A 25,626-nucleotide genomic window follows, 5' to 3' on the forward strand; every position below is an offset into this window, starting at 1 on the left:
TGGTCTGTTCATCCGAAACGGGAACGGACTCCTCTAGGCATCACGCGCAAAAGGTGCGGGTACGGTCATTTCCGCCGTCCGCCCCCAGCGTCCCGGGCCGTTCAAGGCGGCGCGCGCGCGGGTATCGGCACAAAGAGTTACACGCCGACCGCTGGCGTGGTTGTCCGGCATATAGAGAATTTCGTAAAAGAGTTCCATACCGATATGCGGCAAAACTGCTGCAACGCGAAAATTCAGGGATAAACTTTTGCCCGACAAGCAGGACATGATGCGGTTCGCCGCCGAGGAACTTGGTGGCGAGCGGGGCGGCGAGCCCGTGTTTTCCGGCGTGTCCTTCGCCCTTTCAGGCGGCGAGGCGCTGATGGTGACCGGGCCGAACGGAGCCGGAAAATCAACGCTGTTGCGTGTTCTGTGCGGCCTTTTGCCCGCCTCCGAGGGGGTGGTTCATCTGTCCGGTGGCGGCGAGGAGTGGCCGGATGCTGCCGCCGCCTGCCACTATCTCGGCCACCGCAACGCCATGAAGACGGCACTGAGCGTCACGGAGAATCTCGTCTTCTGGCAGGATTTCCTCGGTCATGGGCATCTTTCGCCGCAGGAGGCGCTGGAAACGGTGGGGCTCGACGACATCGGTCACCTGCCGTTCGGCTATCTGTCGACCGGCCAGCGCCGGCGCGCCGCCATCGCCCGCCTGCTGGTCAGCTACCGGCCGGTCTGGCTGCTCGACGAGCCGACGTCGGGTCTCGACAAGGCATCGGAGGCGCAGTTCGCCGCGCTGATGGGCGTGCATCTGGAGGATGGCGGGATCATCGTCGCCGCAACGCACCTGCCGCTCGGGCTGGATGGGGCGCGGGAACTGCGGTTGGGAGGGGCGCGCTGATGGAGGTTTTTGCCCGTCACGCCCCCCTCTGCCCTGCCGGGCATCTCCCCCACAAGGGGGGAGATCAGCGATCGCCATTGCTTTCGCCAATCTCCCGCATTGCAAAAGAGGTGCCGGAGCAAGCGGCCAACCTAATCTCCCCCCTCGTGGGGGAGATGGCCGGCAGGCCAGAGGGGGGCGCGAAGGAGCACCATCCCACCAGTAGGAACGCGAACCCATGCTAGCGCTCTTCCTGCGTGAAACGCGCCTCGGCACGCGGGCCGGCAGCGGGGCGCTGACCGGGGTGTTGTTCTTCCTCGCCGTCGTCGCCGTCATTCCTTTCGGCGTCGGGCCGGATCTCAACCTCCTGGCGCGCATCGGCCCGGCGATCCTGTGGATCGGCGCGCTGCTGGCCAGTCTCCTTGGCCTCGAACGCCTGTTCCAGGCCGACCGGGAGGACGGGTCGCTCGATCTCCTGCTCATTGCCGGCAGCCGGCACATGGTTGCGCTGACCGTGTTCGTCAAATGCCTGGCCCATTGGGCGGTCAACGTGCTGCCGCTGGTGGCGGTGACGCCGCTGCTCGGCCTGTTCATGAATGTCGAACCTGTGGGCATCATGGCCGCCACGCTGACGCTGCTGGTCGGCACGCCGGCGATCACCTTCATCGGCGCGGTCGGCGCGGCCCTGGCCGTGGCGCTGCCGCGCGGCGGGCTTCTGGTGTCGGTGCTGATCCTGCCGCTCGTCATCCCCGTGCTCATCTTCGGCGTCGCCGCGGCGCGCGGGGCGATCGCCGATCCCGACCCGTTCCTGCCGCCTTTCCTCATTCTCGCCGCGCTGACATTGTTGTTTGCGGTGATCGGGCCGCTGGCCGCCGCCCTCGCCTTGCGCTGGAGCGGCGATTGAACGGGTGATCTGCGGCAAACGGGAAGATTGCGGAACAGGACGGGCAGCGTTATGGGTTCAGGCATGACAGACGCCACCCCACAAGCTTCAACGCTTTCAGGCCGCCTGACGGCGCTGGCCAATCCGACGCGCTTCCTGGCGCTGGCCGACCGGCTGGTGCCGTGGCTCGGGGCGGTGGCGCTGGTCATCCTGGCCGTGGGGCTGTACACGGCCTTTGCCGCGCCCGAGGACTACCAGCAGGGCGCGACGGTGCGCATCATGTACATCCATGTGCCCTTCGCCTGGCTGGCCATGTTCTGCTATTCGCTGATGGCCATCGCGGCGCTTGGCACCTTGGTGTGGAAGCACCCGCTGGCCGATGTGGCGCTCAAGGCGGCTGCACCGATCGGTGCCGCCTTCACCGCTCTGGCGCTCCTCACCGGCTCGATCTGGGGCAAGCCCATGTGGGGCACCTGGTGGGTCTGGGACGCGCGGCTGACCTCGGTTTTCGTTCTGTTCCTGATGTATCTCGGCATCATCGCGCTGACGCGGGCCATGGACGATCCCGGCCGCTCGGCGCGCGCGGCGGCGATCCTGACGCTGGTCGGCTTCATCAACATTCCGATCATCAAGTTCTCCGTCGACTGGTGGAACACGCTGCATCAGCCGGCTTCCGTGTTCCGCCTCGACGGACCGACGATCCATCCGAGCTTGTTATGGCCGCTGCTGATTTGCGCGCTGGGTTTCACGCTGTTGTTCCTGACGCTGCACCTGATGGCGATGCGCGCCGAAATCTGGCGCCGCCGCGTCATCGCCATGCGCCGGCTTTCGGCCCGCGCTGCGGAAAGGGCGGCGCGATGACCCATGCGGCCTACGTGTTCGCCGCCTACGGCATCTCCGCGCTGGTGATCGCCGCGCTCGGCATCTGGATCCTCATCGACCAGGCGGCGCGCAAGCGCGAGCTGAAGGAGCTGGAACAGCGCGGCGTTCGCCGTCGTTCCCAGCCCAAGGGCTCCGGCAAGAAGGGTCCCGGCAAATGAGCGTCAGCGGCGAGAAGACGGTGCGCGCGCGGCGTCTGATGCTGCTCCTGCCGCTCGCCGCGTTCCTGGCGCTTTCGGCGATCTTCCTCATGCAGCTCATGTCCGGCCACGATACCGCGCTGGTGCCGTCGGCGTTGATCGGCAAGCCGGCGCCGCAGACGGATCTGCCGCCGCTGGAAGGCATGGAGCTTCCCGGGCTCGCCTCGGCGGATTTCGCCGGCAAGGTGACGTTGGTCAATGTCTGGGGTTCCTGGTGCCTGCCGTGCCGGCAAGAGCATCCCCTCCTGATGCAACTGGCCACGGACAAGCGTTTCGTGGTGGCCGGCCTCAACTACAAGGACAAGCCGGAGAATGCGCGGCGCTTCCTCGGCGATCTCGGCAATCCATTCGATGCGATCGGCGTCGACCAGAGCGGGCGAGCCGCCATCGACTGGGGCGTCTACGGCGTTCCCGAAACCTTCCTCGTCGGCCCGGATGGAGCGATCCGCTACAAGCACGTCGGCCCGTTTTCGCCCGAAAGCATCCGCAACGATCTGATGCCGCAGGTGGAGAAAGCCCTGGCCGATCTGCCGAAAGGCTAGAGCGCCGTGCGTCCCTTTGGACGCACAAAGGATGCTCTTGCATTTTGAATCTATGCATCGTGCTTTCCGAAAATCGATTCCGATTTTCGGGCCGATGCAATAGACAAACCGCGTCCCATTTCATGGTTCAGACGAATTGCTGCACTGCCGCAACGCAAATTTGCTGCAAGTGCTAACAATAGACGTCCGAAACAGAAGGGGACGCCATGACCAGCGACATTATTGCCGAGCATTTCGAGAAGCAGGCGCAGGCCTGCGATCGCATGGGATCGCCTTTCACGGCACGGCTTTGCCGATTGCTGCCGGGTGTGCTCGACAAGGAAACGCAGACAGGGCAACGCATTCGCGGCTGGCCGGGCGATCCGCGCGCGGATGCGCTGGCGCTGAGAGTGTGCGGCGGGCTGCATGCGCTGGTTCTGTCGGGCGACGAAGCGCTTGCCGCCGTCTATCCGCCCAATGCGGCTTCCGATGCGGCGCTGCGCGCGGCGCTCGGTGATGCCATCGCCCGGCATGACGCGCGGCTTTTCGCCAATCTCGACAGTGCGCCGCAGACCAACGAGATCGCCCGCTCGGCGCTGCTCCTGCCAGGCTTTCTCGCCATCGCGCGGGAAACCGGCCTGCCGCTCGATCTCTACGAGATCGGCTCCAGCGCCGGCCTGAACCTGTTGTTTGATCGGTTTCACTATCGCTATGGCGATGCCGCATGGGGCGATGACAGCGCGCCGGTGCGGCTGGCGCCGGAAATGCGTGGCAAGACGCCGATGCTCGACGGCGGGCTTGATATCGTTCGACGGCGGGGGAGCGACATCGCACCGATAGACGTGGCGAAGCCGGAGGAGCGGCTGCGGCTGACATCCTATGTCTGGGCCGACCAGACGGCCCGCCTCGACAGGCTAGCGGCGGCCATCGGCATTGCGGCGCGTCAGCCTTTCGAACTGGAGAAGGCGGACGCCGCCGATTTCGTCGACCGGGCGCTGGCGGCGCGTCGTCCCGATGCCGTTCTCGTGCTGTTTCACTCGATCATGTGGCAATATCTGCCGATGGCCACCCGCCGGCGCATCGAGCAGGCGTTGGCGGCGGCCGGCGCCGACGGCGGCGGACCGATCGCCTGGCTGCGCATGGAGCCGAGCGACACGAACGACCCCTATGCGGTCGTCCAGCTGACCCTGTGGCCCGACGGCGCGACGCGCGACCTGGCGCGTTGCGACTTCCATGGACGCTGGATCGAGTGGCTGGCGGCTTAGCGGGCGGCGATGGCCGCCGCCGCGCCGGCCATCATGGAAGCACTGGTGCGGTTGGCGATGCGCATGGCGCGCGGGCTCTTGAGAAGCCGGCGCGCCTGGGACGCAGCGATGATCCAGGCTGTATCGACGGCAACCAGCACCACCACCATGGTCAAGGTCAGTTCGGCCCAGCCGATCAGCGTCACCGACGCCAGGTCGATGATGGTCGGCAGCAGGGCCAGGTAGAACATCATGATCTTCGGGTTGCCGAGCGTCACCGCCATGCCGGTCAGGAACAGGCGCCAGCGGGAGCCCGCTTGCGGCATCTCCTCCTCGGTCACGCCGACAGGGGCCGTCCACATCTTCCAGGCCAGATAGAGCAGGTAGGCGACGCCGGCATATTTGATGACCAGGAAGGCCATGTGAAAGGTCTCGGCGACGAAGGCCAGGCCGAAGATCGCGCAGGACAGCCAGATCGCCTCGCCGATCCACATGGCGGCGAGAAAGGGCAGGACGTCGCGATAGCCGCGGGTGATGACGCGCGCCACCAGGGCCGCGACGCTGGGACCGGGGGAACCGGCGGCGACCAGCAGCGCGCCGGCAAAGATGATCAGGGCGGAGATGTCCATCGAAGCTCTTCCTATCGCGACGAAAGCGCCAGCCGCAGGCCGAGCGCGGCAAAGGCTGCGGCGAAGGAACGGCGCAGCCATTTCATGATGACCGGGCTCGACAGGACCCTGCCGCGCACCAGAGCCGCCATCTGGCCATAGAGGACGAAGACGACGAAGGTCATCGCCATGAAGACGAAACCGAGCCACGCCATGGCGGCGGCGGGGGTGCCCGTTGCAACCGGAATGAACTGCGGCAGGAACGCCAGGAAGAAGATCGACAGTTTCGGGTTCAAAATGTTGATCAGGAAGCCGCGGCGGATGATCTTCCAGTGCGAGGCCTGCGCCCGGTCCGGCTGGGCGTCGAGCATGCCTTTTTCGCTGAGCGCGCCCCAGGCCATCCACAGGAGGTAGAGGACGCCGGCGAACTTCACCACCTGGAACAGGACGGCGCTGGCATGCAGCAGCGCCGCAAGGCCAAGGATGGCGGCGGCGATGTGCGGCAGGATGCCCAGCGTGCAGCCGAAGGCCGCCGAAACGGATGCCGGCCCGCCACGCCCCAGCGCGATCGCCAGCGTATAGATGACTCCGGTGCCGGGAATGAGCACCACGATAAGCGCTGTCAGCAGGAATGCCGGGTCCATGGTCCGCCTCCGGTTTTTCAGGAGGCGGAGTGTGCCTTATGGCGAGACGCTGTCAAGCCTGGCTTGTACTACGCCGCGCCCGCGCGGCTCTTTTCGAAGCGCTTGCGCTCGTTGGGGTCGAGATAGAGCTTGCGCAGGCGGATCGATTTCGGCGTCACCTCGACCAGTTCGTCGTCCTGGATCCAGGACAGGGCGCGCTCGAGCGTCATGCGGATCGGCGGGGTCAGCTTGACCGCCTCGTCCTTGCCGGCGGCACGCACGTTGGAGAGCTTCTTGCCCTTCAGCACGTTCACTTCCAGGTCGTTGTCGCGGCTGTGGACGCCGATGATCATGCCCTGGTAGACCTTGGTGCCGGCATCGATGACCATCGGGCCGCGGTCTTCCAGGTTCCATAGGGCGAAGGCGACGGATTCGCCATTGTCGTTGGAAATCAGAACGCCGTTCACCCGGCCGCCGATCTCGCCCTTGTAGGGCTGATACTCATGGAACAGGCGGTTCATGATCGCCGTGCCGCGCGTGTCGGTCAGAAGCTCCGACTGGTAGCCGATCAGGCCGCGCGTCGGGGCGTGAAAGACCAGGCGCTGCCGGTCGCCGCCGGACGGCTTCAGCTCGACCATCTCGGCCTTGCGCTCCGACATCTTCTGCACGACGATGCCGGCATGTTCCTCGTCGACGTCGACGACGACTTCCTCGATCGGCTCGAGAAGCTGGCCGTCCTCGTCCTTCTGCATGACGACGCGCGGGCGCGAGACGGCAAGCTCGAAGCCTTCGCGGCGCATCGTCTCGATCAGCACGGCAAGCTGCAATTCGCCGCGGCCGGAGACGTAGAAGGAATCCTTGTCCTCGGCTTCCTCGATCTTCAGCGCGACATTGCCTTCGGCTTCCTTCAGCAGGCGATCGCGGATGACGCGGCTCGTCACCTTGTCGCCCTCGGTGCCGGCGAGCGGCGAATCGTTGACGATGAAGCTCATCGTCACGGTCGGCGGGTCGATCGGCTGAGCTTCCATCGGCGCGCTGATGGACGGGTCGCAGAACGTGTCGGCGACCGTGCCCTTCTGCAGGCCGGCAATGGCGACGATGTCGCCGGCGTGGGCCTCGTCGACCGGCTGGCGCTCCAGCCCGCGGAAGGCGAGGATCTTCGAGATGCGGCCGGTTTCGAGCAGCGTGCCGTCATGGTGCAGCACCTTGACCGACTGGTTCGCCTTGGCGACGCCGGCGGCGATGCGGCCGGTGATGATGCGGCCGAGGAACGGGTTGGCTTCGAGGATCGTGCCGATCATGCGGAACGGGCCTTCCTCGATCGAAGGCTCCGGCACGTGTTTCAGCACCAGGTCGAACAACGGGCCGAGGCCCTCGTCCTTCGGGCCTTCGGGGCTGTGGTTCATCCAGCCGTCGCGGCCCGAGCCGTAGAGGATCGGGAAGTCGAGCTGCTCGTCGGTCGCGTCGAGCGCCGCGAACAGGTCGAACACCTCGTTGATGACCTCGTCGGCGCGCGCGTCTGGGCGGTCGATCTTGTTGATCGCGACGATCGGCTTCAGGCCGACCTTCAGCGCCTTGCCGACGACGAATTTTGTCTGCGGCATGGGCCCTTCGGCGGCATCCACCAGAAGCACGGCGCCATCGACCATCGACAGGATGCGCTCCACCTCGCCGCCGAAATCGGCGTGTCCGGGCGTATCGACGATGTTGATGCGGGTTTCCTTCCATTCGACCGAGGTCGCCTTGGCCAGGATGGTGATGCCGCGTTCTTTTTCCAGGTCGTTGGAATCCATGGCGCGCTCGGCCACGCGCTGGTTCTCGCGGAAGGCGCCGGATTGCTTCAGAAGTTCGTCAACGAGTGTCGTCTTGCCATGATCGACGTGGGCGATGATGGCGATGTTGCGCAGTTTCATGGTCGCTCTTTGGGGTCGGCGGGGCGCGCAAGGACAAGCGCAGCCTGTTTCTTTCGCCGCGCTCTTACAGGGTTTTTTGCAGATGCGAAAGGGTGCAATGGTTTGCCGCTTGGCGTTGTACGTTAAGCGTAGTATTCTTCGCGTATGATCCGGACGTGGGGCAACAGCGCGACGCGGCGGTTTGCGGAAACCGGCAAAAGCAAGTTTTCGGGGATGGACGCCGACAAGGCAGATGCGTTGCTGACAGCATTGCACAATGCCGGTTCGTTGGAAGATTTGAGCCCCTTGAAGTCATTCAACCTGCACAAGCTGAAGGCTGACCGCAAAGGGCAGTGGGCGATGACGATAAACGGACCATGGCGGCTCGTCTTTCGGTTTTCGGAGGGCCACGCATGGGACGTCGAGGTCGTCGATTATCACTGAAGGAGTTGATTCATGAGAATGGTGCACCCTGGGAAAATCCTGAAGAGTGAGTTGGAAGCGCGCGAAATGTCGGCGAACCAATTGGCGCTTGCCCTGCGTGTGCCGTCCGGCCGCATTACCGATGTTTTGAACGGTAAGCGAGCCATCACCCCGGACACGGCATTGCGGCTTGCCCGCTACTTCGGCAACAGCGCCGAGTTCTGGCTCAAGATGCAGACGAGCTACGATCTCTACCTGGCTGAACAGAAGCTCGGGCCACGCATCGCCGAGGAGGTCATGCCGGCGCCGAGCGAAGCCGCTTGAGCCCTATCCCCAGGCGGCGCCGTCCAACGCGTCGAGGGGGAATTTCAGGTAGCGCTTGCCATTGGCTTCCGGCTGCGGCAGGCGGCCGCCATTGATGTTCACCTGCAGCGCGTGAAGGATGAGCTTGGGCATCGGCAGCGTGGCGTCGCGCGCCTCGCGCAAGGCGACGAAATCCGCCTCCGTGGCGCATTTCGCCATGTGGATGTTGGTGGCCTTCTGCTCGGCGACGGTGCTTTCGAAACGCGGCGCGCGGCCGCCGGGCTGATAGTCGTGCCCGACGAAAATGCGGGTCTCGCCGGGCAGCGAGAGGATGTCCTGGATCGACCGCCACAGCCGGCTGGCGCTGCCGCCGGGAAAATCGCAGCGCGCCGTGCCGGAATCGGGCATGAACAGCGTGTCGTGGACGAAAGCGGCATCGCCGACGACATAGGTGATCGAGGCCAGTGTGTGGCCCGGCGAGAACAGCACCCGCGCCGGCAATGTGCCGATGGTGAACGTGTCGCCATCGGCGAACAGCCGGTCCCATTGCGACCCGTCGGCAGGCAGGTCAGGCCAGTTGTAGATGGTTTTCCAGAGCTTCTGGACCTCAACCACCTGAGCGCCGATGGCGGTCGGCGCACCGGTCTTTTCCTTGAGATAGCGGGCGGCGGAAAAGTGGTCGGCATGCGGGTGGGTGTCGAGGATCCACTCCAATGCCAGACCTTCGTCGCGGATGAAGGCGAGGAGGCGGTCGGCATTGCCGGTTGCCGTCGCGCCCGATTTCTCGTCGAAATCGAGAACCGGGTCGACAATGGCGCATTTGCCGCTCGCCGGATCGGCGACGACATATTGCGCCGAGAAGGTGCGCTTGTCGAAGAAGACGGTGACCTGGGGCTTGCCCCCATCGCCGGCGGCAATGGCCGTCGGTTGCTCGTCGCGCGTCTGATGCATCGTCGTCTCCACGATCTCACCTGGTTCGAAAGCTAGTTAACGGCGTTCGCGCGACGAAGCAATTTCGCAAACTGCGACCAATTGGGTATGATTTTCCGTCATAAGGCGTAATCAGGCGATGTGATCGTCGCATTTGCTGGAAACAAGCAACAAAAAACCGGGGCGGTGAACGCCCCGGCTGCAATGCGGCGGTCCGGCAATCAAGCGGTACGCACGGGGTCGAGCGTCATCTTGTAGAGCTCGTTGTCATCGCGATCCATCAGGCGGACCGTCATCTGTTCGGTCGCCGCGTCGATGTCGACCAGGCCGAAAAACTGAAAGCCCGCCGATGGCGGCAGGTTGGCGCCCTGCTCCTCACTCGGCGCCTTCACATATTTCAGCTCCGGGCCGAAGGTCTGGTCGAGATCGTTGGGGCCGAACGTGCCGGCATGCAACGGCCCGGAGACGAACTCCCAGAACGGGTTGAAATCCTGGAATTGCGCCTTGTCCGGGTTGTAGTAGTGGGCGGCCGTGTAATGCACGTCGGCGGTCAGCCACACCGTGTTCTCGACGCCGGCGTTCTTGATGAAGCGCAGGAGATCGGCGATTTCCATCTCGCGCCCCTTGGCCGGGCCATCGTCGCCATTGGCGACGGCCTCGATGTTGTCGCCGTCGCGCACCACCAGGCCGATCGGCATGTCGGAGGCGATCACCTTCCAGGTGGCGCGCGAACTGGCCAGCTCGCGCTTCAGCCATTGCATCTGCTGCACGCCGAGGATGCGCACCTCGTCTGCAAGCGTTTCCTCCATCCCCGGGGTGTTGGGCCCGCGATAGGAGCGCATGTCGAGGAAGAACACGTCGAGCATCGGCCCGTAGGCGATCTTGCGGTAGACGCGACCCGGCTCGGCGGGCGTGTATCGGATCGGCGTCATCTCATGGAAGGCACGCGCCGCGCGCGCCTGCAGCAGCGGCACGGACTTGACCGTGTAGCGGTCGTCGGCGGTCAGGTCCTTGGAGGCCGACCAGTTGTTGATGACCTCGTGATCGTCCCACTGGAAGAAGGTCGGGCAGACGGCATTCAGCGCCAGCACATGCTCGTCCATCAGGTTATACTTCCACTGGCCGCGGAACTCGTCCAGCGTCTCGGCGACCTTGCTCTTCTCCTCGGTGACGATCTTGTTGACCCATTTGGAGCCGTCCTTCAGCTCCACCTCCTTCTCGATCGCGCCGTCGGCGTAGATGGTGTCGCCGGAATGGAGGAAGAAGTCGGGTTGGTGCCCGGCCATGGTGGCATAGGTCTTCATGCCGGTCTCGTCGATGCCCCAGCCCTGGCCCACCGTGTCGCCCGACCAGGTGAAGCGGATGTCGCGGCGCGCCGACGGCGCGGTGCGGAAGCGGCCGGTGATCGGCTCCGAGGATGCCGAGACATCGTCGAGATCGACGGCCACCATGCGGTAGAAGAATTCCTGGTCGGGGGTGAGGCCGTCCAGCAGGCGCTTCACCGTGAAGTCACTCTCCGGCAGCGCGTCCATGGACGGCAGGCGCAGCGGGTCGGCGAAGCTCTCCGTCGTGGAAACCTCGAAGCCGATGCGGGCCGGCCGGTCGGTGCGCGTCCAGATCATGCCGCTCGTCGTGTCGACATCGCCCGACTGCACGCCGTGCGTGAAGACAGGGCGGCCTGCGGCGCGCGAAATGGCCGGCATGGCCAGCCCGCCAAGCGTGGTGGCCAGGGCCGTTGCGCCGGTGCCGACAAGGAACTTGCGGCGGGTACTCACTGCAAAGGACGTCATGACAGTCTCCCTCGATTTGCATGATTCGTGGGAGGCAATCTCGGCGGTGATTGTTGCAGCCGGTTATCGGCCGCATGACGGCTTTCTGAAGATTGTGTGACGGTCAGCCCACTAGCCCAGGCGGGATCAGGCCAGACCCTTCTTCTCCATCATCGCCTCGGGAGTCGGCAGGCGGCCGCGGAAAGCCTTGTAGAGATCTTCCGGGTCGGCCGAACCACCGGCCGAGTAGATGTGCCGGCGCAGTTTTTCCGCCGTCGCCTTGTCGAACGGATCGCCCGCCTCCTCGAAGGCGCGGAACGCGTCGGCGTCGAGCACTTCCGACCACATGTAGGAATAGTAGCCGGCTGAGTATCCATCCCCGGCGAAGACATGCAGGAAATGCGGCGTGCGGTGGCGCATGACGATGGCGTCCGGCATGTCCAGCGCTGCCAGGGTGGCGGCCTCGAAGGCCAGCGGGTCGCCGGGCGCTTCGCCGGCGCTGTGAAACGCCATGTCGACCAGCGCCGAGGCGGTGAACTCGACGGTGGCGAAACCGGCATCGAAGGTGCGCGCCGCCAGCATCTTGTCGAGCAATTCCGTCGGCATCGGCTCGCCGGTCTCATGGTGAACGGCGAATTTGCGCAGCACCTGCGGCACGGTGAACCAGTGCTCGTAAAGCTGCGAGGGAAGTTCGACGAAGTCGCGCGAAACGGAGGTGCCGGAGATCGACGGCCAGGTCACCTCGGTCAGAAGGCCGTGCAGGGCATGGCCGAATTCGTGAAACAGCGTGCGCGCCTCGTCGACCGACAGGAGCGCCGGCCGGCCCTTCGGCGGTTTGGCGAAATTCATCACATTGTAGATGATCGGCGTCTGCCCCTCGCCGAGCTTGTAGCCGGATTGCAGCGCGCTCATCCAGGCGCCCGAGCGCTTGGAGGGACGGTTGAAATAGTCGGCCAGGAACACGCCGCGCGTCGAGCCGTCGGCGTTGCGGACGGTGAAGACGCGCACGTCCTCGTGCCAGGCCGCGACGCCCTTCTGCTCCTCGAAGGTCAGGCCGAACAACCGGCCCGCCACATCGAAGGCGGCGGCGATGATGTTCTCCAGCGCCAGATAGGGTTTTAGCGCGCCCTCGTCGAAGGCGAAGCGCTCGGCGCGCCGCTTCTCGGCGTAATAGCGCCAGTCCCAGGGGGCGATGGCGTGGTTGTGGCCTTCGCCGGCGGCGAGGCGGGCCAGTTCCTTCTCGTCCTCGGCGGCTTTCTCGCGCGCCTTGTGCCAGACGGGCTGCAGAAGCGCCTGCACGGCGTCCGGCGTCTTGGCCATGGTGTCGTCGAGCTTCAACGCCGCATAGGTGTCGTAGCCGAGCAGTCGGGCCTTCTCGGCGCGCAGTTGCAGCGTCCTTGCCACCGTCTCCGCATTGTCCGTCTCGCCGCCATTCTCACCGCGCCGGGTGAAGGCGGTAAACACCTTCTCGCGCAGGTCGCGGCGTTGCGAGGAGGCGAGGAAGGGTTCGACGATGGAGCGCGACAGGGTGGCGGCGTAGCGGCCCGGATGGCCGCGCGAACCGGCCGCTTCCGCCATGGCGCTTTTCAGTGCTTCCGACAGGCCGTCGAGATCGCTCTCGTCGAGCAAATGCGCCCAGCCGCTTTCGTCGGCAAGCACGTTCTGGCCGAAACGCGCGCCCAGTCCGGCCAGTTCCTCGTTGATCGTCGCGAGTCGCGCCTTGTCGTTCTCGCCGAGTTTCGCACCACCGCGCACGAAACGCTTCCAGGTCTTCTCCAGGACGCGCGCCGTTTCCGCATCGAGCTTCAGCGTGTCGCGTTCCTGGTAGAGCCGGTCGAGACGGGCGAACAGGGCCGCGTTCATGACGATCGCCGAGAAGTGACGGGCCATGCGCGGCGAAATCGCGCGCTCCAGCGCCTGGATGGTTTCGTTGGTGTGGGCGCCGGCGCGGCACCAGAAAATGGCGGCAACCCTTGAGAGGGCGTCGCCGGCTAGTTCCAGCGCGGCAAGCGTGTTCTCGATGGTCGGCTCTTCGCGATTGTCGGCAATCGCGGCGATCTCGGCCGTGTGCGCCGCCAGGGCGGCATCGAAGGCCGGCGCAAAGGCGGCGTCATCGAAGGCGGAAAACGACGGCAGGCCGAGCGGGCCGTTCCATTGGGCGAGCGGGCTGTCCGCGAGGGTCGTGGCGGCGGTCTTTTGCATGGTGGGTTCCAGGGCGGGGTTCCAGGACGAGAGACAATCGATACGCATCTTGCGATGTAGGCGTGGCCGGCGGAGAGCGCAATGGGCAGACGTTGACGCCGTTGCGGCAAAATCATATGTATGACTTATAATAAGTATACCTTAGTACATTGGTGACCCGCCATGCCTCACCGCGTCAACACGGAATCCTTCGGCTTCCTCATCACGGACATCTCCCGCCTGATCCGCGCCGAAATGGATCGCGCCATTGCCGAAGCCGGCATAGGCGTCACGGCGGGCGAGGCCCGGACACTGTCCCATGCGGCGCGCGCCGGCAGCGTCCGGCAGAACGTGCTGGCCGAGCGCATGGGCGTCGAGGCGATGACGCTGAGCAGCTATCTCGACCGGTTGGAGGCGCGCGGACTGGTGGTTCGGGTCGGCGACCCAAGGGACCGCCGCGCCAAGCTGGTGGAACTGACGGAGGATGCCGGCGCGGTGCTCGATGCCGTTGCGCTTGTCGCGGCACAGGTCCGGCGCAAGGCGGCCGGCGCCTTCTCCAGCGACGAGTGGGATGCGCTGCTTGCTCTGCTCAAGACCGTGCGTGGCAATCTGGCCGGGCAGCGGCCGCAGGAGGCTGTCGCATGAACGATCGGCCTGAACCGTTGCAGCCCGCGGCGACAGCCCCGCTGATGAGCGAACGCCGGGTGAGCCTGGTCGGCGCGATGCTGGTGGCCATCGGCCCCATTTCGATGGCGCTGTTCACCCCGGCCATGCCGGAGATCGTGCGGGCTTTCGGCACGACGGAAGCGGCGGTGAAGATGACGCTGTCGCTGTATTTTGCCGGCTTTGCGCTGGCGCAGCTCTTTTGCGGCCCGCTGTCCGACGGGCTTGGGCGCAAGCCGGTGACATTCGCCTTCATGGGCATCTATGCCGTGGCCAGCCTGATCGCGTTGCTGTCGCCGACGATCGAGGTGCTGATCGCGGCGCGCTTCCTGCAGGGTGTCGGCGCCGCCGTCGGCGTCGCGGTGTCGCGGGCCATCGTGCGTGACCTGTTCACGCATGAACGCTCGGCGCGCATCATGAATCTGATCGGCATCATCCTGGCCGTCGGCCCGGCCTTCGCGCCGACGCTGGGCGGTCTGACCATGGAGATCGCCGGCTGGCACGCCATCTTCGTCTTGATGCTCGCCGCCGGTTGCGCCGTCGTCCTGGTCGTCCATTTCTGCATGCGCGAGACGGTAGAGCGCGACCTGTCGCGCATCCGGCCCGCCGCGTTGATCCATTCCTACGGCCTGTTGCTGCGCAGCGGCTATTTCATGCTGTCGAGCGTCGTCATCGCTGGCGCGGTCGGCGCGCTCTACACGCAAGCGACGGTCCTGCCGTTCATCCTGATGGGGCGGGTGGGCCTGTCCCCGTCGCAGTTCGGCATCGGCATGCTGGCGCAGACCGGCATGTATTTCACCGGCTCGCTGATTGTGCGGCAGCTGATGAAGCGTTACGGGGCCTATCGGCTGGTGCCGGTGGGGCTGGTCTTCATCGGCATTGGCAGCATCGCCGTGGCGCTGTCGCTGACCCTGCTGCCGCTGACCTTCCTCAGCGTGATGGGACCGGTCGGCATCTATGCTTTCGGCATTTCCTTCGTCACGCCGGCGATGATGACGGCGACGCTGGCGCCATTCCCGCGCATTGCCGGATCAGCCTCGTCGCTGACCGGCTTCATGCAGATGGGCGCGGGTCTTCTGGGCGGTACGCTGGCGGCGCTGATCGGCGATCCGGTGCTCGGCATGGCGATCATCATCCCGACGCTGGGCGCGATGGCGATCGTCGCCTGGCTGATCTGGCATCGTCTGCCGGAGCCGGCGCTGGCAACGGCGGTCCATCCGACGCCGTCCGGACCGGTGTAGAGCATTTTGCAGTCAGGTGGTTTCACCTGACGTCCGCATAAATGCGGAAAAACAAAGAGATAGACCGGTTCAGCGTTTCCATGAAACGCTGAACCGGTCTAGGCGGACTTATCAATCCAGCGGCGGCCGCTCGAAATCACCGGTTTCCGGGTTCATGACCCAGAGTTCGCCGTTCGAAATGTCGAACCAGGCGCCGTGCAGCGTCAGGCGTCCCTTGTCCTCGAGGATCTTCACGCAGGGAAAGCTGCGCAGATTGGCCACCTGGTAGCGGATCGAAATGCGTTCCAGCGCGGTCTGCCGCTCGGCGTCGGTCATCTGATTGCCCGACAGCGCCTCGGCGGCGGGCGCCACCAGCCCCATCCATTTGCCGATGAAATCACCGGGCGACAGCGGTTCGGCCGATGGGTTGAGTGCTGCGCCGATGCCGCCGCAGCGGCCGTGGCCCATGACGACGATGCTCTTCACCTTCAGGCTCTGGACGGCGAATTCCAGCGCCGCCGAGGTGCCGTGATGCTGGCCATCGGGCGCGTAGGGCGGCACGAGATTGGCCACATTGCGCACCACGAAGAGCTCGCCGGGGCCCGAATCGAAGATCGTTTCCGGCGCGGCGCGCGAATCGCAACAGGCGATTACCATGGTCTGGGGGGACTGGCCATCCTTGGCCAGGGAGCGATAGCGGCCGCTTTCGGCGGAATAACGCCCGGCCATGAAGTTGCGATAGCCGGCGAGAAGCCGTTCAGGCAGATGGGTCATGGAATGCGAAATAGCGGGAAACGGCGCGGCAGGCAATGCGGTTTGCAGGGCAATCTGGCGAAGGCCGCTCGCCCTGCCGTGTTTGGCAATGTGCGTTCAGGCCGGCTGGGCGGCGGGCTGCGGCACGGCCTCCACGTCGATCGCGGTTTGCGGCTGGCTGAGGCTCGGCCTGTCGGTTTCCAGCATCAACTCGTCGGCGCCACGCGCCGTGGCCTTGCCGAGAATTTCGACCACGGACCCTGTCGTCAGCGCAAGCGCCCGGCCGGCATCGAGGCCGCGCAATGTGTGCGCCAGGTGCAAGGCGGCCGTGAGGTCGCCGGTGCCGTTCGGCGCCCGGGCGATGGCGTCGTGTTCGGCGCGCAGGGCGCTGTCGCGCGTCACCAGCAGATTGGCCAGCCGGCCGTCATGGCCGGTCGGCGCGGATGTCACCAGCATGCGCGCCGGAGCGGCCTTGCGCGCGGCGGCGATGGCGGCGGCGGTGTCCGGCGCCTTGGCGCCCGTCAGCCACTCCAGTTCGTAGCGGTTGGGCGTGGCGAGGTCGGCCAGCGGCATCAGCCGGTCGCGGATGGCGATTGCCGTCGGCTCGGGCACGTAAAGACCGGCCTTGTCGCCCAGCACCGGGTCGCAGACATACAGCGCCGAGGGGTTTTTCGCCTTCACCTTTTCCACCAGCGCGGCGATGGCATCGGCCTGGCCGGCAGCGCCCAGATAGCCCGTCAGGACGGCGGCCACTTCGCCGAGCCAGGGGGCATTCTCCAGGTCGCCGAGGAAAGCGGCGAATTGTTCCGCATCCGGTACGATGCGTGTCGCCGGCCCATGTCCCGGATGCCAGGGCAACAGCACGGTGGGTACGGCCCAGACCGGAAAGCCCAGCGTCTCGAGGGCGAAAACGGCAGCGCGATTGCCGACGCTGCCGCGCGCCACGTGGCTGGAGATGACGATGACGGCACGCGGAGCGCCCTCGATGGATGATCTGCTCATGCCGCGCTACCCGCCGAAAACATAGAAGATGAGCCACAGGATCAGCGCGATCAGCACGGCCATGGCGATGAACCGGCCGATGCGCGTGCCCCACAATTCGATCGGGTCGCTCCGCTCGACATCGCCGGCCGCCACATGCCTGCGCATCCGGTGCAGCATCGAATTTTCGCTCTCCTGGCCGACGCGGTCGAGGATGCGGCGCGATTCGGCCCGGGTGTCATCGTCCGTCTGTCTTCGTGCCATGGCACAATCCACTTGATACTGCTGCGGGCCGACCCTACAGCAAGGGTACCCTAGAGCAAGATCCGGGCGATCGGAATTGGTTTCCTATCACTGGACCATGCTCTACTATCGCCGAGATACAATGCCGACGAGAGGTCGCTCCATGTCCGTTGCCGAAAAGTCCGTTGCCAAGCCGTTTGCTTTCCGTTTTTCGCGCGGCCTTTCGGTCGCCCTCTCCCTGTTCGTCATGCTGCCGCTGCTCTCGGCCTGCGGCTTCAACACGATCCCGACCCGGGAGGAGCAGGCCAAGGCCGCCTGGAGCGAGGTGCTGAACCAGTATCAGCGCCGCGCCGACCTGATCCCCAATCTGGTGGAAACGGTGAAGGGCTTCGCCGCGCAGGAGCGCGAGGTCCTGCAGGGCGTGGTGGAAGCGCGGGCGAAGGCGACGCAGGTGCAGATCTCGCCGGAGATGCTAAGCAATCCGGAGGCCTTCAAGGCGTTCCAGGAGGGCCAGTCGGGACTTACCGGCGCGCTGTCGCGGCTCCTGGCCGTGGTGGAGAATTATCCGGACCTCAAGTCCAACCAGAATTTCCTGGCGTTGCAGGCGCAGCTCGAAGGCACGGAAAACCGCATCGCCGTGGCACGGCGCGACTATATCGAGGCCGTCCGCCTGTACAACACGTCGCTGAAGACGCTGCCGTCGATGCTGTGGGCCAAGTTCTGGTTCACCGGCGCAGAGCCCTACGAGACCTTCAGCATCGCCGAGGACAAGATGTCGGTGCCGCAGGTGAATTTCGGCACGAACAGCGGCGGCTAAGCGGAGTTCGCACGGATGGGGGAGGTGATCCGGCCCGCTCATGGCAGCCGACCGACGAGGTTTCTGCTGTTCTCTGTGCTGATCGGCCTCGCGCTTTTCGTTTCAGCGGTATCGGCGGCCGAGCTGCCGGCGCTCACCGGCCGCGTGGTCGACAATGCCGGCATCATCGATGCGGCGAGCGAGGAAGCCCTGACGGCCAGGCTGGCCGCCTTCGAGCAGAAATCCTCGGACCAGATCGTCGTCGCCACGATAAGCAGCCTGGATGGCGAGGCGCTCGAACCCTATGCCAACCGCCTGTTCCGCGCCTGGGGGCTGGGCCAGGCCGGCGAGGACAATGGCGTGCTGCTGCTGGTCGCCGTGGACGACCGGAAGATGCGCATCGAGGTCGGTTACGGGCTCGAGGGCACGCTGACGGACCTGCATTCCAAGCTGATCATCGAGAACACCATGGTGCCGGCCTTCCGCGCCGGCGATTTCGCCGGCGGGATCAGCGGTGCCGTCGATGACATCGTCATGGTGCTGGAGGGCAACGCAGCCGAGCTCGAGGCGCGCGCCGAGCGCAATGCGCAGGACGATGAGAGCCTGCCCTGGCCGGTGATCCTGTTTCTGATGGTCTGGGGGTTTTTCTTCTTCGGCGGTTTCGCCATGGCGATCCTGCCGCCAATCTTCGGCCGCAAGATCGGCCCGGGCCGCTATCGGTGGCTGGGCATGGATGTCAGTTACAACAAGTCGCGGGGCCGCTCGTCGGGCGGCGGCTGGTCCTCGGGTGGTTCGTCCTCGGGCGGCGGCGGGTTCTCCGGCGGCGGCGGATCGTCGGGCGGCGGCGGGGCCTCGGGGAGCTGGTAGGATGGAGAAACGCGAAATGATGCTCTCCGCCGAGGACCATGCCCGTGTTGCCGCGGCCATCGGCGACGCCGAGCGGCACACAAGCGGCGAAATCTATTGCGTGCTGGCGCGCGACAGCGACAGCTATCTCCACCCGGCCTGCCTGATCGTCGCGATGGTGATTCTCATCCTCGGCCCGTTCATCGCGCTTGGCCTGCATGCGTGGTGGGTCGCCGCCAGCCCCGTGCTGTTCGCCTCGGCGCAACTCGCGGCCTTTGCCGCCGCCGTGCTCCTGGTCACCCTGCTGCCCGGCCTGCGCGCCGCGCTGGTGCCGCGGGCGCTGAAATACCGGCGGGCGCACGAGAATGCGCAAAAGCAGTTCCTGGCTCACAACATCCACGTGACGAAGAACCGCACAGGGGTGCTGATTTTCGTTTCGCTAGCGGAACGATATGTCGAAGTGGTGGCTGACCACGAGATCGATGCGCGCGTCGATCAAGCCGTGTGGAACGACACGGTGGCGATGCTGCTCGACCACGCGCGGCGTGGCGCGCTGGCTGACGGCTTCGTCGAGGCGGTCGGTCGGGTGGGCGCCGTGCTTGGCGAACACTTCCCCGCCGGGCGGCGCAACCGCAACGAAATCGAGGACCGTTTGACGGAGATCTGATCCGTTTTGCCCATCTGTGCGCTACCGCAAAGGGGGGCGCTCTAATGCTTGCGCACCCCCTGCCGGCGCGTTTATGGTTAAGAAATCATGAACACGCTGACGATCGACATCAGACGGGCAGAACCAAGGGACGCCGAGGCGGTGGCCGAGGTGCATGACAGCGCCTGGCGCGGCGCCTATGCGGGCATCATCCCCTATCGCGCGCTGAGCCGGATGATCGGCCGGCGCGGCCCGAAATGGTGGTCGAATGCGATTCGCCGTTCGGCGACGGTGCTGGTCATCGAGATCGGCGGCGAGATTGCCGGTTACGCGACGCTTGGCCGCAACCGCGCCCGCGAGTTGAAGCAGGAAGGCGAGATCTACGAGCTTTATCTGCGGCCCGAGTATCAGGGCGTCGGCCTGGGCTCGCGGCTTTTCAAGGCGGCGCGCGAGATGCTTTCGGCGCACGGCCTGAAAGGCCTGGTCGTCTGGGCGCTGGAAGACAATGGCAACGCGCTGGCTTTTTATGCCGGCGCCGGCGGCCGCGACGTGGCCGAGGGGGTCGAGGTTTTCGACAGCAAGGCGCTGCGCAAGCTGGCCTTCGTCTGGGATTGAGTCTTCGGCTATTGGGGTCCGCATTTTTGCGCAGTTCCGGACGGAGAACCGGTTCCCACTTTTCCTGGATTGCCCTAAACTTTCGCAGTGCAGCATCGTTCGCATTGCCATGCGGCGCATGACGCGATAAAGCGCACCCATTCATTTCCAGGCTGCACATCCGGCTGGTCGTTTGCGACGACCGCGCCGGAGAGGGCAGCCGCCACCTGCCAGAATGAAGGGCTTTTCCTCCCATGCGCATAGACGCCATCGCCATCGGCGATAATCCTCCCGAAGACGTCAACGTCATCATCGAAGTGCCGGTCGGCGGCCAGCCGATCAAATACGAGATGGATAAGGAGTCCGGGACGCTGGTCGTCGACCGCTTTCTCTACACGCCGATGACCTATCCGGGAAATTACGGCTTCGTGCCGCACACCCTGTCCGACGATGGCGACCCGATCGACGTGCTGGTCTGCAACACGCGCCAGCTCATTCCCGGCTGCGTCATCAATGTGCGGCCGATCGGCGTTCTGGTCATGGAAGACAATTCCGGCCAGGACGAGAAGATCATCGCCGTGCCCTCGCCGCACCTGACGCGCCGCTACGAGACCGTCAAGAACTATACGGACATGCCGGAGATCACGCTGCAGCAGATCCAGCATTTCTTCGAGCATTACAAGGATCTGGAACCCGGCAAATGGGTGAAGATCGGCGACTGGCTGGACGCCGCCGCGGCGCGCCGGCTGATCGTCGAGGCGATCGAGCGGGCCAAGACAAAGAAGGCCGGCTGACGCCGGTTCTGATGATCTATTCGCCGCCGGCGGGCGTCGGCAGGGGAATCGTGCCGGCGTCGATCACGGGCTGGTCGGCGCCGCATGCGAAGTCGAAGGCCTGCTCATCGGCGATGCGGCGGGCCTTTTCATTGGCGTCCGCGTTTCCGGTCGCCATGACATAGCCCATCACGCAGCCGTCGTGCTCCTGAAGCTGGCCGACCTTTTCGACCACCAGAACCTCGATGTCCTTTTCGGTTTCCTCGGCGTCGGCGACGAACCAGCGATGGATCGTGGCGATCGGCCTCTGGCGGCGTCCCTCGGTGAGAATGCGCCATTCGATGGTGGGCCCGGTGTGGTTGAAGCCGGCGAAGCTCTCCCACGGGGGCGCCATATCGCCGGCGGGCGGGAAGCCGTAGAAGACCGATTCGCGCAGATCGCCGTAATAGACCAGCACCGGATAGCCGCGCCAGCCGGGGCAGACGACGTTCGCCCAATCCCCCTCCTCGCCTTCAGCCGGTACGGCGAAGGTGGCGCAATCCTTCTCGACATCGAATTCCGTATAGGCGCTTTCGATGTCGGCGCCGCCGGCCAGACCGGTCATCGCCGTGAGAAAAAGCGCGGATAGTGCCAGCCGCATGGACGATGCTCCCGTTAGCTTCGCTGATCCCTGCCGCCATCATAGCGGGTTTCGGTGACAGCTTCTATCGGCTGCCGGCGATCAGTTGCGCAAGCTGGGCGGCCAGCGCCGCCGTCTCGCCGCGCAGTTCCAGCGTCTTCAGGCGCATTGTTGCGCCACCGGTCAGCGAAACGGCGCCGGCGGGTATGCCGAACGCCCTGGCCAGGAGCTTTTGCAGCGCCGCATTGGCCTTGCCGTCTTCCGGCACGGCGCGAACGCGCGCCTTGAGGTGGCTGCGGCCGTCATCGGTCGTGACCATGCCCTCGAGGCCATCACGAGACGATTTTGGCGTCAGGCGAACGAACAGCGTCAGCCCGCCGTCGGTTGCTCGGCAGCAGGCGGGCAGCTCCATCATCCTTGCGGCAGGCGCGGGCTAGATGAGCGCCGGAGCGACCGTGGTCAGGATGAACTGGCGCAGGAAGAACAGGATCAGCAGCAGGATGATCGGCGAGATGTCGATGCCGCCGAGATCGGGCAGGATCCTGCGGATCGGCCGCAGGGCGGGCTCGGTCACGCGGAACAGGAAGTTGCCGATCGAGCCGACGAACTGGTTGCGCGGGTTGACCACGTTGAAGGCGTAGAGCCAGGAAAAGATGGCGGAGGCAATGATCAGCCACCAGTAAATGTCGAGCGCCATGACAAGGGTCTGGATAAGCGCGATCATGCCGGTCTCCTGGGCCGCGTGGGAGGCCATGTTGGGGCCCTGTGGGGCCTATGTGGGGCGGAGCGCTTGGGCGAGGGACGATGCCGCCGTTGTCGCTGCGCCGCGAATTTTGCGACATGTAGCCATTGCAGCGGAGCGCGGCAAGCCTGCCGGGATTTTTTGCTGCGCGCCGGATGCCCCGGAAAGGCCACCGCTGTCGCTCAAGCGCAGGCTTTTCGCCGGTATCCGGCGCCAACTCGCCGCTTGACAGTCAGGGGGAGGCAGACCTAAATGCGGCCCAACCGGCGATACGGGGCTGTAGCTCAGATGGGAGAGCGCGTCGTTCGCAATGACGAGGTCAGGGGTTCGATCCCCCTCAGCTCCACCAACCACCCGCCGGTAAAACCAGGCCCACAAGTTCCGATCCAGACAGCGTCGCGCTTTCCGCGGCCTGGCTGATGCCTGCGCATCTTCCTGCGCGGCAGAGACACGCTGGTCCGGCTGTTCTTGCCCGGAATCCGGCGCGCCGTCTCTGTCGACGCTTTTGCATGCCCACATGTTTGGCCGTCCGATGCGGTGCCAACCTGTCGATGCTTGACATGGATCATTGATCCATGATCTTTTATCGCATGAAGCGTAATCAGTGATCTGGGAGGATGATTATGAGAGGCAATTTCGGCTGGTTGGGAGCGATCGTCCTTGTCGCTTCCACGATGATGTTTTCCGGGGCGAGTGCCGCCGCGCTGAAGCTGGGCGGCGTCCATGCGCCCAACAGTTTCGAGATCCAGGCGCTGAAGAAATTCGCGGAGCTCACATCGGAGAAATCCGACGGAACCGTCACGGTCACCGTGTATCCGGCCGGTCAGTTGGGCGACGAGCGCTCGATGATCGACATGATCAACACCGGCGCGATCGACATGTTCGCCAATGTGGCGGACTGGAACCAGCACCTGGTGAAGGATTTCGCCGTTCTTTCCATGCCCTTCGTGTTCGAAAACCTCGATCACCTCAAGGCGTTTCAGGCATCCGACACGTATGCGGCCATGAAGGAGCAGATGCTGACGCAGAAGAACGTGCGCATCCTGGCCGACAATTGGTATCGCCTGCCACGCGTCCTGCTGACGCGCGAGCGCGTTGCGTCAATCGATGATGTCGACGGCAAGAAGCTGCGCATGCCGGACATCGAGTCGTTCATCAGCACCTGGTCGGCCTTCGGCGCCAAGCCGACGATCATCCCGTTCGCGGAAGCCTTTCTGGCGCTCAAGACCGGTATTGTCGACGGGATGGAAGCACCGTTGAGTTCCGTCTACGCGCAGAAATTCTACCAGGTCGCCCCACACATCACGATGACCAACCATGGCCTTGCGCCGTTCAACATCATGATGAACGAGAACGCCTATCAGCAGCTCACTCCGGGTGAGCGGGAGACGCTGGCTCAGGCCGCCTTGGAAGCCGGCAATTTCTACACCTCCCTGATAGAGGAGGAGTTCACGCAGCAGCGAGAGAAGATGGCCGCCGAGGGCGCGACGTTCACCGACATCGCGCTGGCTCCCTTCGGTGAGCGCGCGCGAGGCGTCGCGCGGGATTTCGAGACGCGCGGCCTGTGGCACGCCGGCCTGTTCGAAGAGATTCAGGGTCTGCGCCAGTAGGCGTCCGCCCGCATCGAACTCTCATTGGGGTCGCAATGATCAACCTTGACAGTGTCGGGCGCGTGATCCAGCGCGTCGAAATAGCGGTCGCATGCCTCGCGCTCGTCGTCATCGTCGGCGCGACCGCCATCGGCGTCGTTTCGCGCTCGTTCTTCAACTCACCGGTGATCTGGACGAGCGAGATGGCTCTTCTGGCGCAGGTCTGGCTCACCTTCATCGGCGCCAGCGCCATTTACAAGAGCCGGGGGCATGTGGGGGTGACGGGGGTGATCGAGGCGATGCCGCCATTCCTGGCGAACATCGTCGCGCGGGCGCTCGACGGTGCGCTGGCGATCCTGCTCGTCCTGGCCGGCCTGGCCATGCTCGACCTGATGGACAAGCAGTGGGAGCAAACGCTGTCGACGCTCGGCCTGCCGCGCGCGCTGACATCGCTTCCGGTGGTCTGGTGCATGTTCTCCATCGCCGCATCGGCGCTTCTGGCGATGATCGGCAGCCGGCGTTCCAGCTACGACGCTGGTCCCCCGGAGGCGATTTCGAAATGAGCCTGTCTCTCCTGCTTGGCGGCTTCGCGCTGTTCATGACGCTCGGCACGCCGGTGGCGCTCGCCTTTCTGGTGGCCGCGGTGCTCTACCTCCTGTCATCGGGCATTCCACTCTCGGTCGCGGGCCAGTCCCTGATCGGCGGGATCTACAACTACACGCTGCTCGCCGTTCCGCTTTACATTCTGGCCGGCGAACTGATGAACAGCGGCGGCATCACCCGCCGCCTGTTCGACTTCGCCTCGGCGCTTGCCGGGCATGTCCGCGGTGGGCTCGGCCATGTCAACGTTATCGCCAGCATCATCTTTTCCGGGATCTCCGGCTCATCCTCCGCCGATGCCGCCGGGCTCGGGCGGGTCGAGATACAGGCGATGCGCAAGGCCGGCTACCGGGCGGAATTCGCTGCCGCAATCACCGCGGCTTCTTCGGCGATCGGCCCCATCATCCCGCCCAGCATCCACCTGGTCCTTTACGCGGCCATCGCCGAGGTCGGCGTCGACTACCTGTTTCTCGGCGGGATCCTGCCCGGCCTCGCCATGGGCGCCTGCCTGATGGCGGTCATCTACCTGCTGGTTCTGTTCAAGCTCGAGGATTGCCCGGTGCAGGAGTGGGCCGGCATGCGCAATCTGGCTCGCGCCTTCTGGCAAGCGCTTCTGCCGATCACCGCTCCGCTGGTGATTGTCGGCGGCATATTGAGCGGATATTTCACGCCGACCGAGGCCGGCGTAACCGCCGTGCTCTATGTGATGGCGCTGGGTTTCGTCCTCCGGGAGCTGCGCGTCCGGCAGTTGGTCGAAGCGGTCATCCGCTCCGTGCATTCCTCGGCGGTGGTCCTGCTGATTCTCGCCGCGGCCCAGGCATTCGCCTGGGGGCTGACGGTGGAACAGGTTCCCGAGGCGATCGCCCACGGCATGCTTTCGATCAGCCAGGACACGACCGTGGTGCTGGCCATCATCCTCGTGGTGCTGGTCATCCTCGGGATGTTCGAAAGCGCTTCGGCGAACCTGGTCATCGTCACGCCAATTCTCCTGCCGATCGCGACGCAGCTCGGAATCGACCCGGTTCACCTCGGCGTCATCATCGTCTTGGCTCTCACCATCGGCGTGGTGACGCCGCCGGTCGGCATGTCGCTTTTCATCGTCGCCGACATTTCCGGGCTGCCTGTAAGCCGTATCGCCCGCGCCACGCTTCCCTACGTGCTGGCGCTGATACTGGCCCTGGTGCTGACCACCTACCTTCCCGACATGGTTCTGCTGTTGCCCCGCCTCTACGGCTATGCCGGCTAAGCC

29 protein-coding genes, 1 tRNA gene and 1 pseudogene are annotated in these 25,626 nt (G+C 65.1%); 19 read left to right on the top strand and 12 right to left on the bottom strand.

The genetic code is table 11. The features are described 5' to 3' along the window. Positions 1–331: 331 nt before the first annotated feature. The 6 genes and pseudogenes from ccmA to AB843_RS13220 form a co-directional block, all read left to right on the top strand. A pseudogene (gene ccmA, locus AB843_RS13195) lies at positions 332–877 on the top strand (heme ABC exporter ATP-binding protein CcmA); the annotation flags it as partial. Between the two features lie 217 nt (positions 878–1,094). Then, positions 1,095–1,760 carry a heme exporter protein CcmB gene (gene ccmB, locus AB843_RS13200; protein WP_048647313.1) on the top strand — a complete coding sequence of 222 codons (666 nt, stop codon included), beginning with the start codon at positions 1,095–1,097 and terminating at the stop codon, positions 1,758–1,760. A gap of 51 nt (positions 1,761–1,811) precedes the next feature. Continuing rightward, complete coding sequence (locus tag AB843_RS13205; protein WP_048647314.1) at positions 1,812–2,600, top strand: heme ABC transporter permease; 789 nt, start codon at positions 1,812–1,814, stop codon at positions 2,598–2,600. Then, complete coding sequence (ccmD, locus tag AB843_RS13210) at positions 2,597–2,779, top strand: heme exporter protein CcmD (RefSeq protein WP_048647315.1); 183 nt, start codon at positions 2,597–2,599, stop codon at positions 2,777–2,779. The genes AB843_RS13205 and ccmD overlap by 4 nt, the downstream gene beginning before the upstream one ends. Further along, positions 2,776–3,360, top strand: a complete 585-nt coding sequence (locus AB843_RS13215) for a DsbE family thiol:disulfide interchange protein (protein ID WP_048647316.1) — start codon at positions 2,776–2,778, stop codon at positions 3,358–3,360. The genes ccmD and AB843_RS13215 overlap by 4 nt, the downstream gene beginning before the upstream one ends. Before the next feature lie 206 nt (positions 3,361–3,566). Next, positions 3,567–4,604: a DUF2332 domain-containing protein gene (locus AB843_RS13220; RefSeq protein WP_048647317.1), complete on the top strand. Its 1,038-nt coding sequence runs from the start codon at positions 3,567–3,569 to the stop codon at positions 4,602–4,604. On the opposite strand, the gene AB843_RS13225 is transcribed toward AB843_RS13220, so the two are convergent. The 3 genes from AB843_RS13225 to typA form a co-directional block, all read right to left on the bottom strand. Next, positions 4,601–5,212: a LysE family translocator gene (locus AB843_RS13225; protein WP_048647318.1), complete on the bottom strand. Its 612-nt coding sequence runs from the start codon at positions 5,210–5,212 to the stop codon at positions 4,601–4,603. The genes AB843_RS13220 and AB843_RS13225 overlap by 4 nt on opposite strands. 11 nt (positions 5,213–5,223) lie before the next feature. Beyond that, entirely contained in the window at positions 5,224–5,835 is a 612-nt protein-coding gene (locus AB843_RS13230; protein WP_048647319.1) for a LysE family translocator, read from the bottom strand. Positions 5,836–5,903: 68 nt separating this feature from the next. Then, on the bottom strand, positions 5,904–7,727 hold the full coding sequence (typA, locus tag AB843_RS13235) for a translational GTPase TypA (protein ID WP_048647320.1): 1,824 nt from the start codon (positions 7,725–7,727) through the stop codon (positions 5,904–5,906). 144 nt (positions 7,728–7,871) lie between these two features. On the opposite strand from typA, the gene AB843_RS13240 reads away from it, so the two are divergent. Then, positions 7,872–8,150 (top strand): type II toxin-antitoxin system RelE/ParE family toxin, encoded by a 279-nt coding sequence (locus AB843_RS13240; protein ID WP_048647321.1) that lies wholly within the window; start codon positions 7,872–7,874, stop codon positions 8,148–8,150. Positions 8,151–8,162: 12 nt separating this feature from the next. After that, positions 8,163–8,453: a HigA family addiction module antitoxin gene (locus tag AB843_RS13245; RefSeq protein ID WP_048647322.1), complete on the top strand. Its 291-nt coding sequence runs from the start codon at positions 8,163–8,165 to the stop codon at positions 8,451–8,453. A gap of 3 nt (positions 8,454–8,456) precedes the next feature. Here AB843_RS13245 and AB843_RS13250 read toward each other — a convergent pair whose 3' ends face one another. From AB843_RS13250 to AB843_RS13260, 3 genes are all read right to left on the bottom strand, one after another. After that, positions 8,457–9,383, bottom strand: coding sequence for an MBL fold metallo-hydrolase (locus AB843_RS13250; protein ID WP_048647391.1), 927 nt, complete (start codon positions 9,381–9,383; stop codon positions 8,457–8,459). 200 nt (positions 9,384–9,583) lie between these two features. Continuing rightward, the gene (locus AB843_RS13255; protein WP_048647323.1) at positions 9,584–11,152 is read right to left on the bottom strand and encodes an alkaline phosphatase D family protein; all 1,569 of its coding nucleotides are present in this window, start codon (positions 11,150–11,152) and stop codon (positions 9,584–9,586) included. 126 nt (positions 11,153–11,278) lie between these two features. Beyond that, the gene (locus tag AB843_RS13260) at positions 11,279–13,333 is read right to left on the bottom strand and encodes a M3 family metallopeptidase (RefSeq protein ID WP_048647324.1); all 2,055 of its coding nucleotides are present in this window, start codon (positions 13,331–13,333) and stop codon (positions 11,279–11,281) included. 162 nt (positions 13,334–13,495) lie between these two features. Here AB843_RS13260 and AB843_RS13265 point away from each other — a divergent pair, with 162 nt between their 5' ends. Continuing rightward, positions 13,496–13,957, top strand: coding sequence for a MarR family winged helix-turn-helix transcriptional regulator (locus AB843_RS13265; RefSeq protein ID WP_048647325.1), 462 nt, complete (start codon positions 13,496–13,498; stop codon positions 13,955–13,957). Further along, complete coding sequence (locus tag AB843_RS13270) at positions 13,954–15,216, top strand: multidrug effflux MFS transporter (RefSeq protein WP_048647326.1); 1,263 nt, start codon at positions 13,954–13,956, stop codon at positions 15,214–15,216. The genes AB843_RS13265 and AB843_RS13270 overlap by 4 nt, the downstream gene beginning before the upstream one ends. Positions 15,217–15,327: 111 nt before the next feature. On the opposite strand, the gene AB843_RS13275 is transcribed toward AB843_RS13270, so the two are convergent. The 3 genes from AB843_RS13275 to AB843_RS13285 all read right to left on the bottom strand — a co-directional run bounded on the left by AB843_RS13275 (position 15,328) and on the right by AB843_RS13285 (position 17,193). After that, complete coding sequence (locus AB843_RS13275; protein WP_048647327.1) at positions 15,328–15,969, bottom strand: carbonic anhydrase; 642 nt, start codon at positions 15,967–15,969, stop codon at positions 15,328–15,330. A gap of 96 nt (positions 15,970–16,065) precedes the next feature. Further along, entirely contained in the window at positions 16,066–16,950 is an 885-nt protein-coding gene (pdxY, locus tag AB843_RS13280; RefSeq protein WP_048647328.1) for a pyridoxal kinase PdxY, read from the bottom strand. Positions 16,951–16,956: 6 nt separating this feature from the next. Then, positions 16,957–17,193, bottom strand: a complete 237-nt coding sequence (locus AB843_RS13285; protein ID WP_048647329.1) for a hypothetical protein — start codon at positions 17,191–17,193, stop codon at positions 16,957–16,959. Positions 17,194–17,335: 142 nt separating this feature from the next. Here AB843_RS13285 and AB843_RS13290 point away from each other — a divergent pair, with 142 nt between their 5' ends. The 5 genes from AB843_RS13290 to ppa all read left to right on the top strand — a co-directional run bounded on the left by AB843_RS13290 (position 17,336) and on the right by ppa (position 20,848). Continuing rightward, on the top strand, positions 17,336–17,989 hold the full coding sequence (locus tag AB843_RS13290; RefSeq protein WP_048647330.1) for a LemA family protein: 654 nt from the start codon (positions 17,336–17,338) through the stop codon (positions 17,987–17,989). Positions 17,990–18,004: 15 nt separating this feature from the next. After that, positions 18,005–18,835: a TPM domain-containing protein gene (locus tag AB843_RS13295; RefSeq protein WP_082143820.1), complete on the top strand. Its 831-nt coding sequence runs from the start codon at positions 18,005–18,007 to the stop codon at positions 18,833–18,835. A gap of 1 nt (position 18,836) precedes the next feature. Continuing rightward, on the top strand, positions 18,837–19,481 hold the full coding sequence (locus AB843_RS13300) for a TPM domain-containing protein (protein WP_048647331.1): 645 nt from the start codon (positions 18,837–18,839) through the stop codon (positions 19,479–19,481). Positions 19,482–19,568: 87 nt separating this feature from the next. After that, complete coding sequence (locus AB843_RS13305) at positions 19,569–20,075, top strand: GNAT family N-acetyltransferase (protein ID WP_048647332.1); 507 nt, start codon at positions 19,569–19,571, stop codon at positions 20,073–20,075. A gap of 233 nt (positions 20,076–20,308) precedes the next feature. Next, on the top strand, positions 20,309–20,848 hold the full coding sequence (ppa, locus tag AB843_RS13310; RefSeq protein WP_048647333.1) for an inorganic diphosphatase: 540 nt from the start codon (positions 20,309–20,311) through the stop codon (positions 20,846–20,848). A 16-nt stretch (positions 20,849–20,864) separates the two neighbouring features. Here the strand turns inward: ppa and AB843_RS13315 are convergent, their stop codons facing one another. From AB843_RS13315 to AB843_RS13325, 3 genes are all read right to left on the bottom strand, one after another. After that, a complete protein-coding gene (locus AB843_RS13315) occupies positions 20,865–21,467 on the bottom strand; it encodes a hypothetical protein (RefSeq protein WP_048647334.1) in 603 nt (200 codons plus the stop codon). A 64-nt stretch (positions 21,468–21,531) separates the two neighbouring features. Then, a complete protein-coding gene (locus AB843_RS13320; RefSeq protein ID WP_048647335.1) occupies positions 21,532–21,861 on the bottom strand; it encodes a DUF167 family protein in 330 nt (109 codons plus the stop codon). Positions 21,862–21,879: 18 nt separating this feature from the next. Next, positions 21,880–22,170 (bottom strand): YggT family protein, encoded by a 291-nt coding sequence (locus AB843_RS13325; protein ID WP_048647393.1) that lies wholly within the window; start codon positions 22,168–22,170, stop codon positions 21,880–21,882. A gap of 291 nt (positions 22,171–22,461) precedes the next feature. Between AB843_RS13325 and AB843_RS13330 the strand changes: the two genes are divergently transcribed. The 4 genes from AB843_RS13330 (at position 22,462) to AB843_RS13345 (ending at position 25,623) form a co-directional block, all read left to right on the top strand. Further along, positions 22,462–22,537: transfer RNA gene (locus AB843_RS13330), tRNA-Ala, on the top strand. A gap of 274 nt (positions 22,538–22,811) precedes the next feature. Next, positions 22,812–23,798 (top strand): TRAP transporter substrate-binding protein, encoded by a 987-nt coding sequence (locus tag AB843_RS13335; RefSeq protein WP_157384505.1) that lies wholly within the window; start codon positions 22,812–22,814, stop codon positions 23,796–23,798. 35 nt (positions 23,799–23,833) lie between these two features. Beyond that, positions 23,834–24,340 (top strand): TRAP transporter small permease, encoded by a 507-nt coding sequence (locus AB843_RS13340; protein ID WP_048647337.1) that lies wholly within the window; start codon positions 23,834–23,836, stop codon positions 24,338–24,340. Continuing rightward, positions 24,337–25,623, top strand: a complete 1,287-nt coding sequence (locus tag AB843_RS13345; protein WP_048647338.1) for a TRAP transporter large permease — start codon at positions 24,337–24,339, stop codon at positions 25,621–25,623. Before AB843_RS13340 ends, AB843_RS13345 begins: the two co-directional genes overlap by 4 nt. The last annotated feature ends 3 nt before the right edge of the window (positions 25,624–25,626 follow it).

The sequence above is a fragment of the Nitratireductor soli genome (assembly GCF_001050155.1).
Lineage (GTDB): Bacteria > Pseudomonadota > Alphaproteobacteria > Rhizobiales > Rhizobiaceae > Nitratireductor > Nitratireductor soli.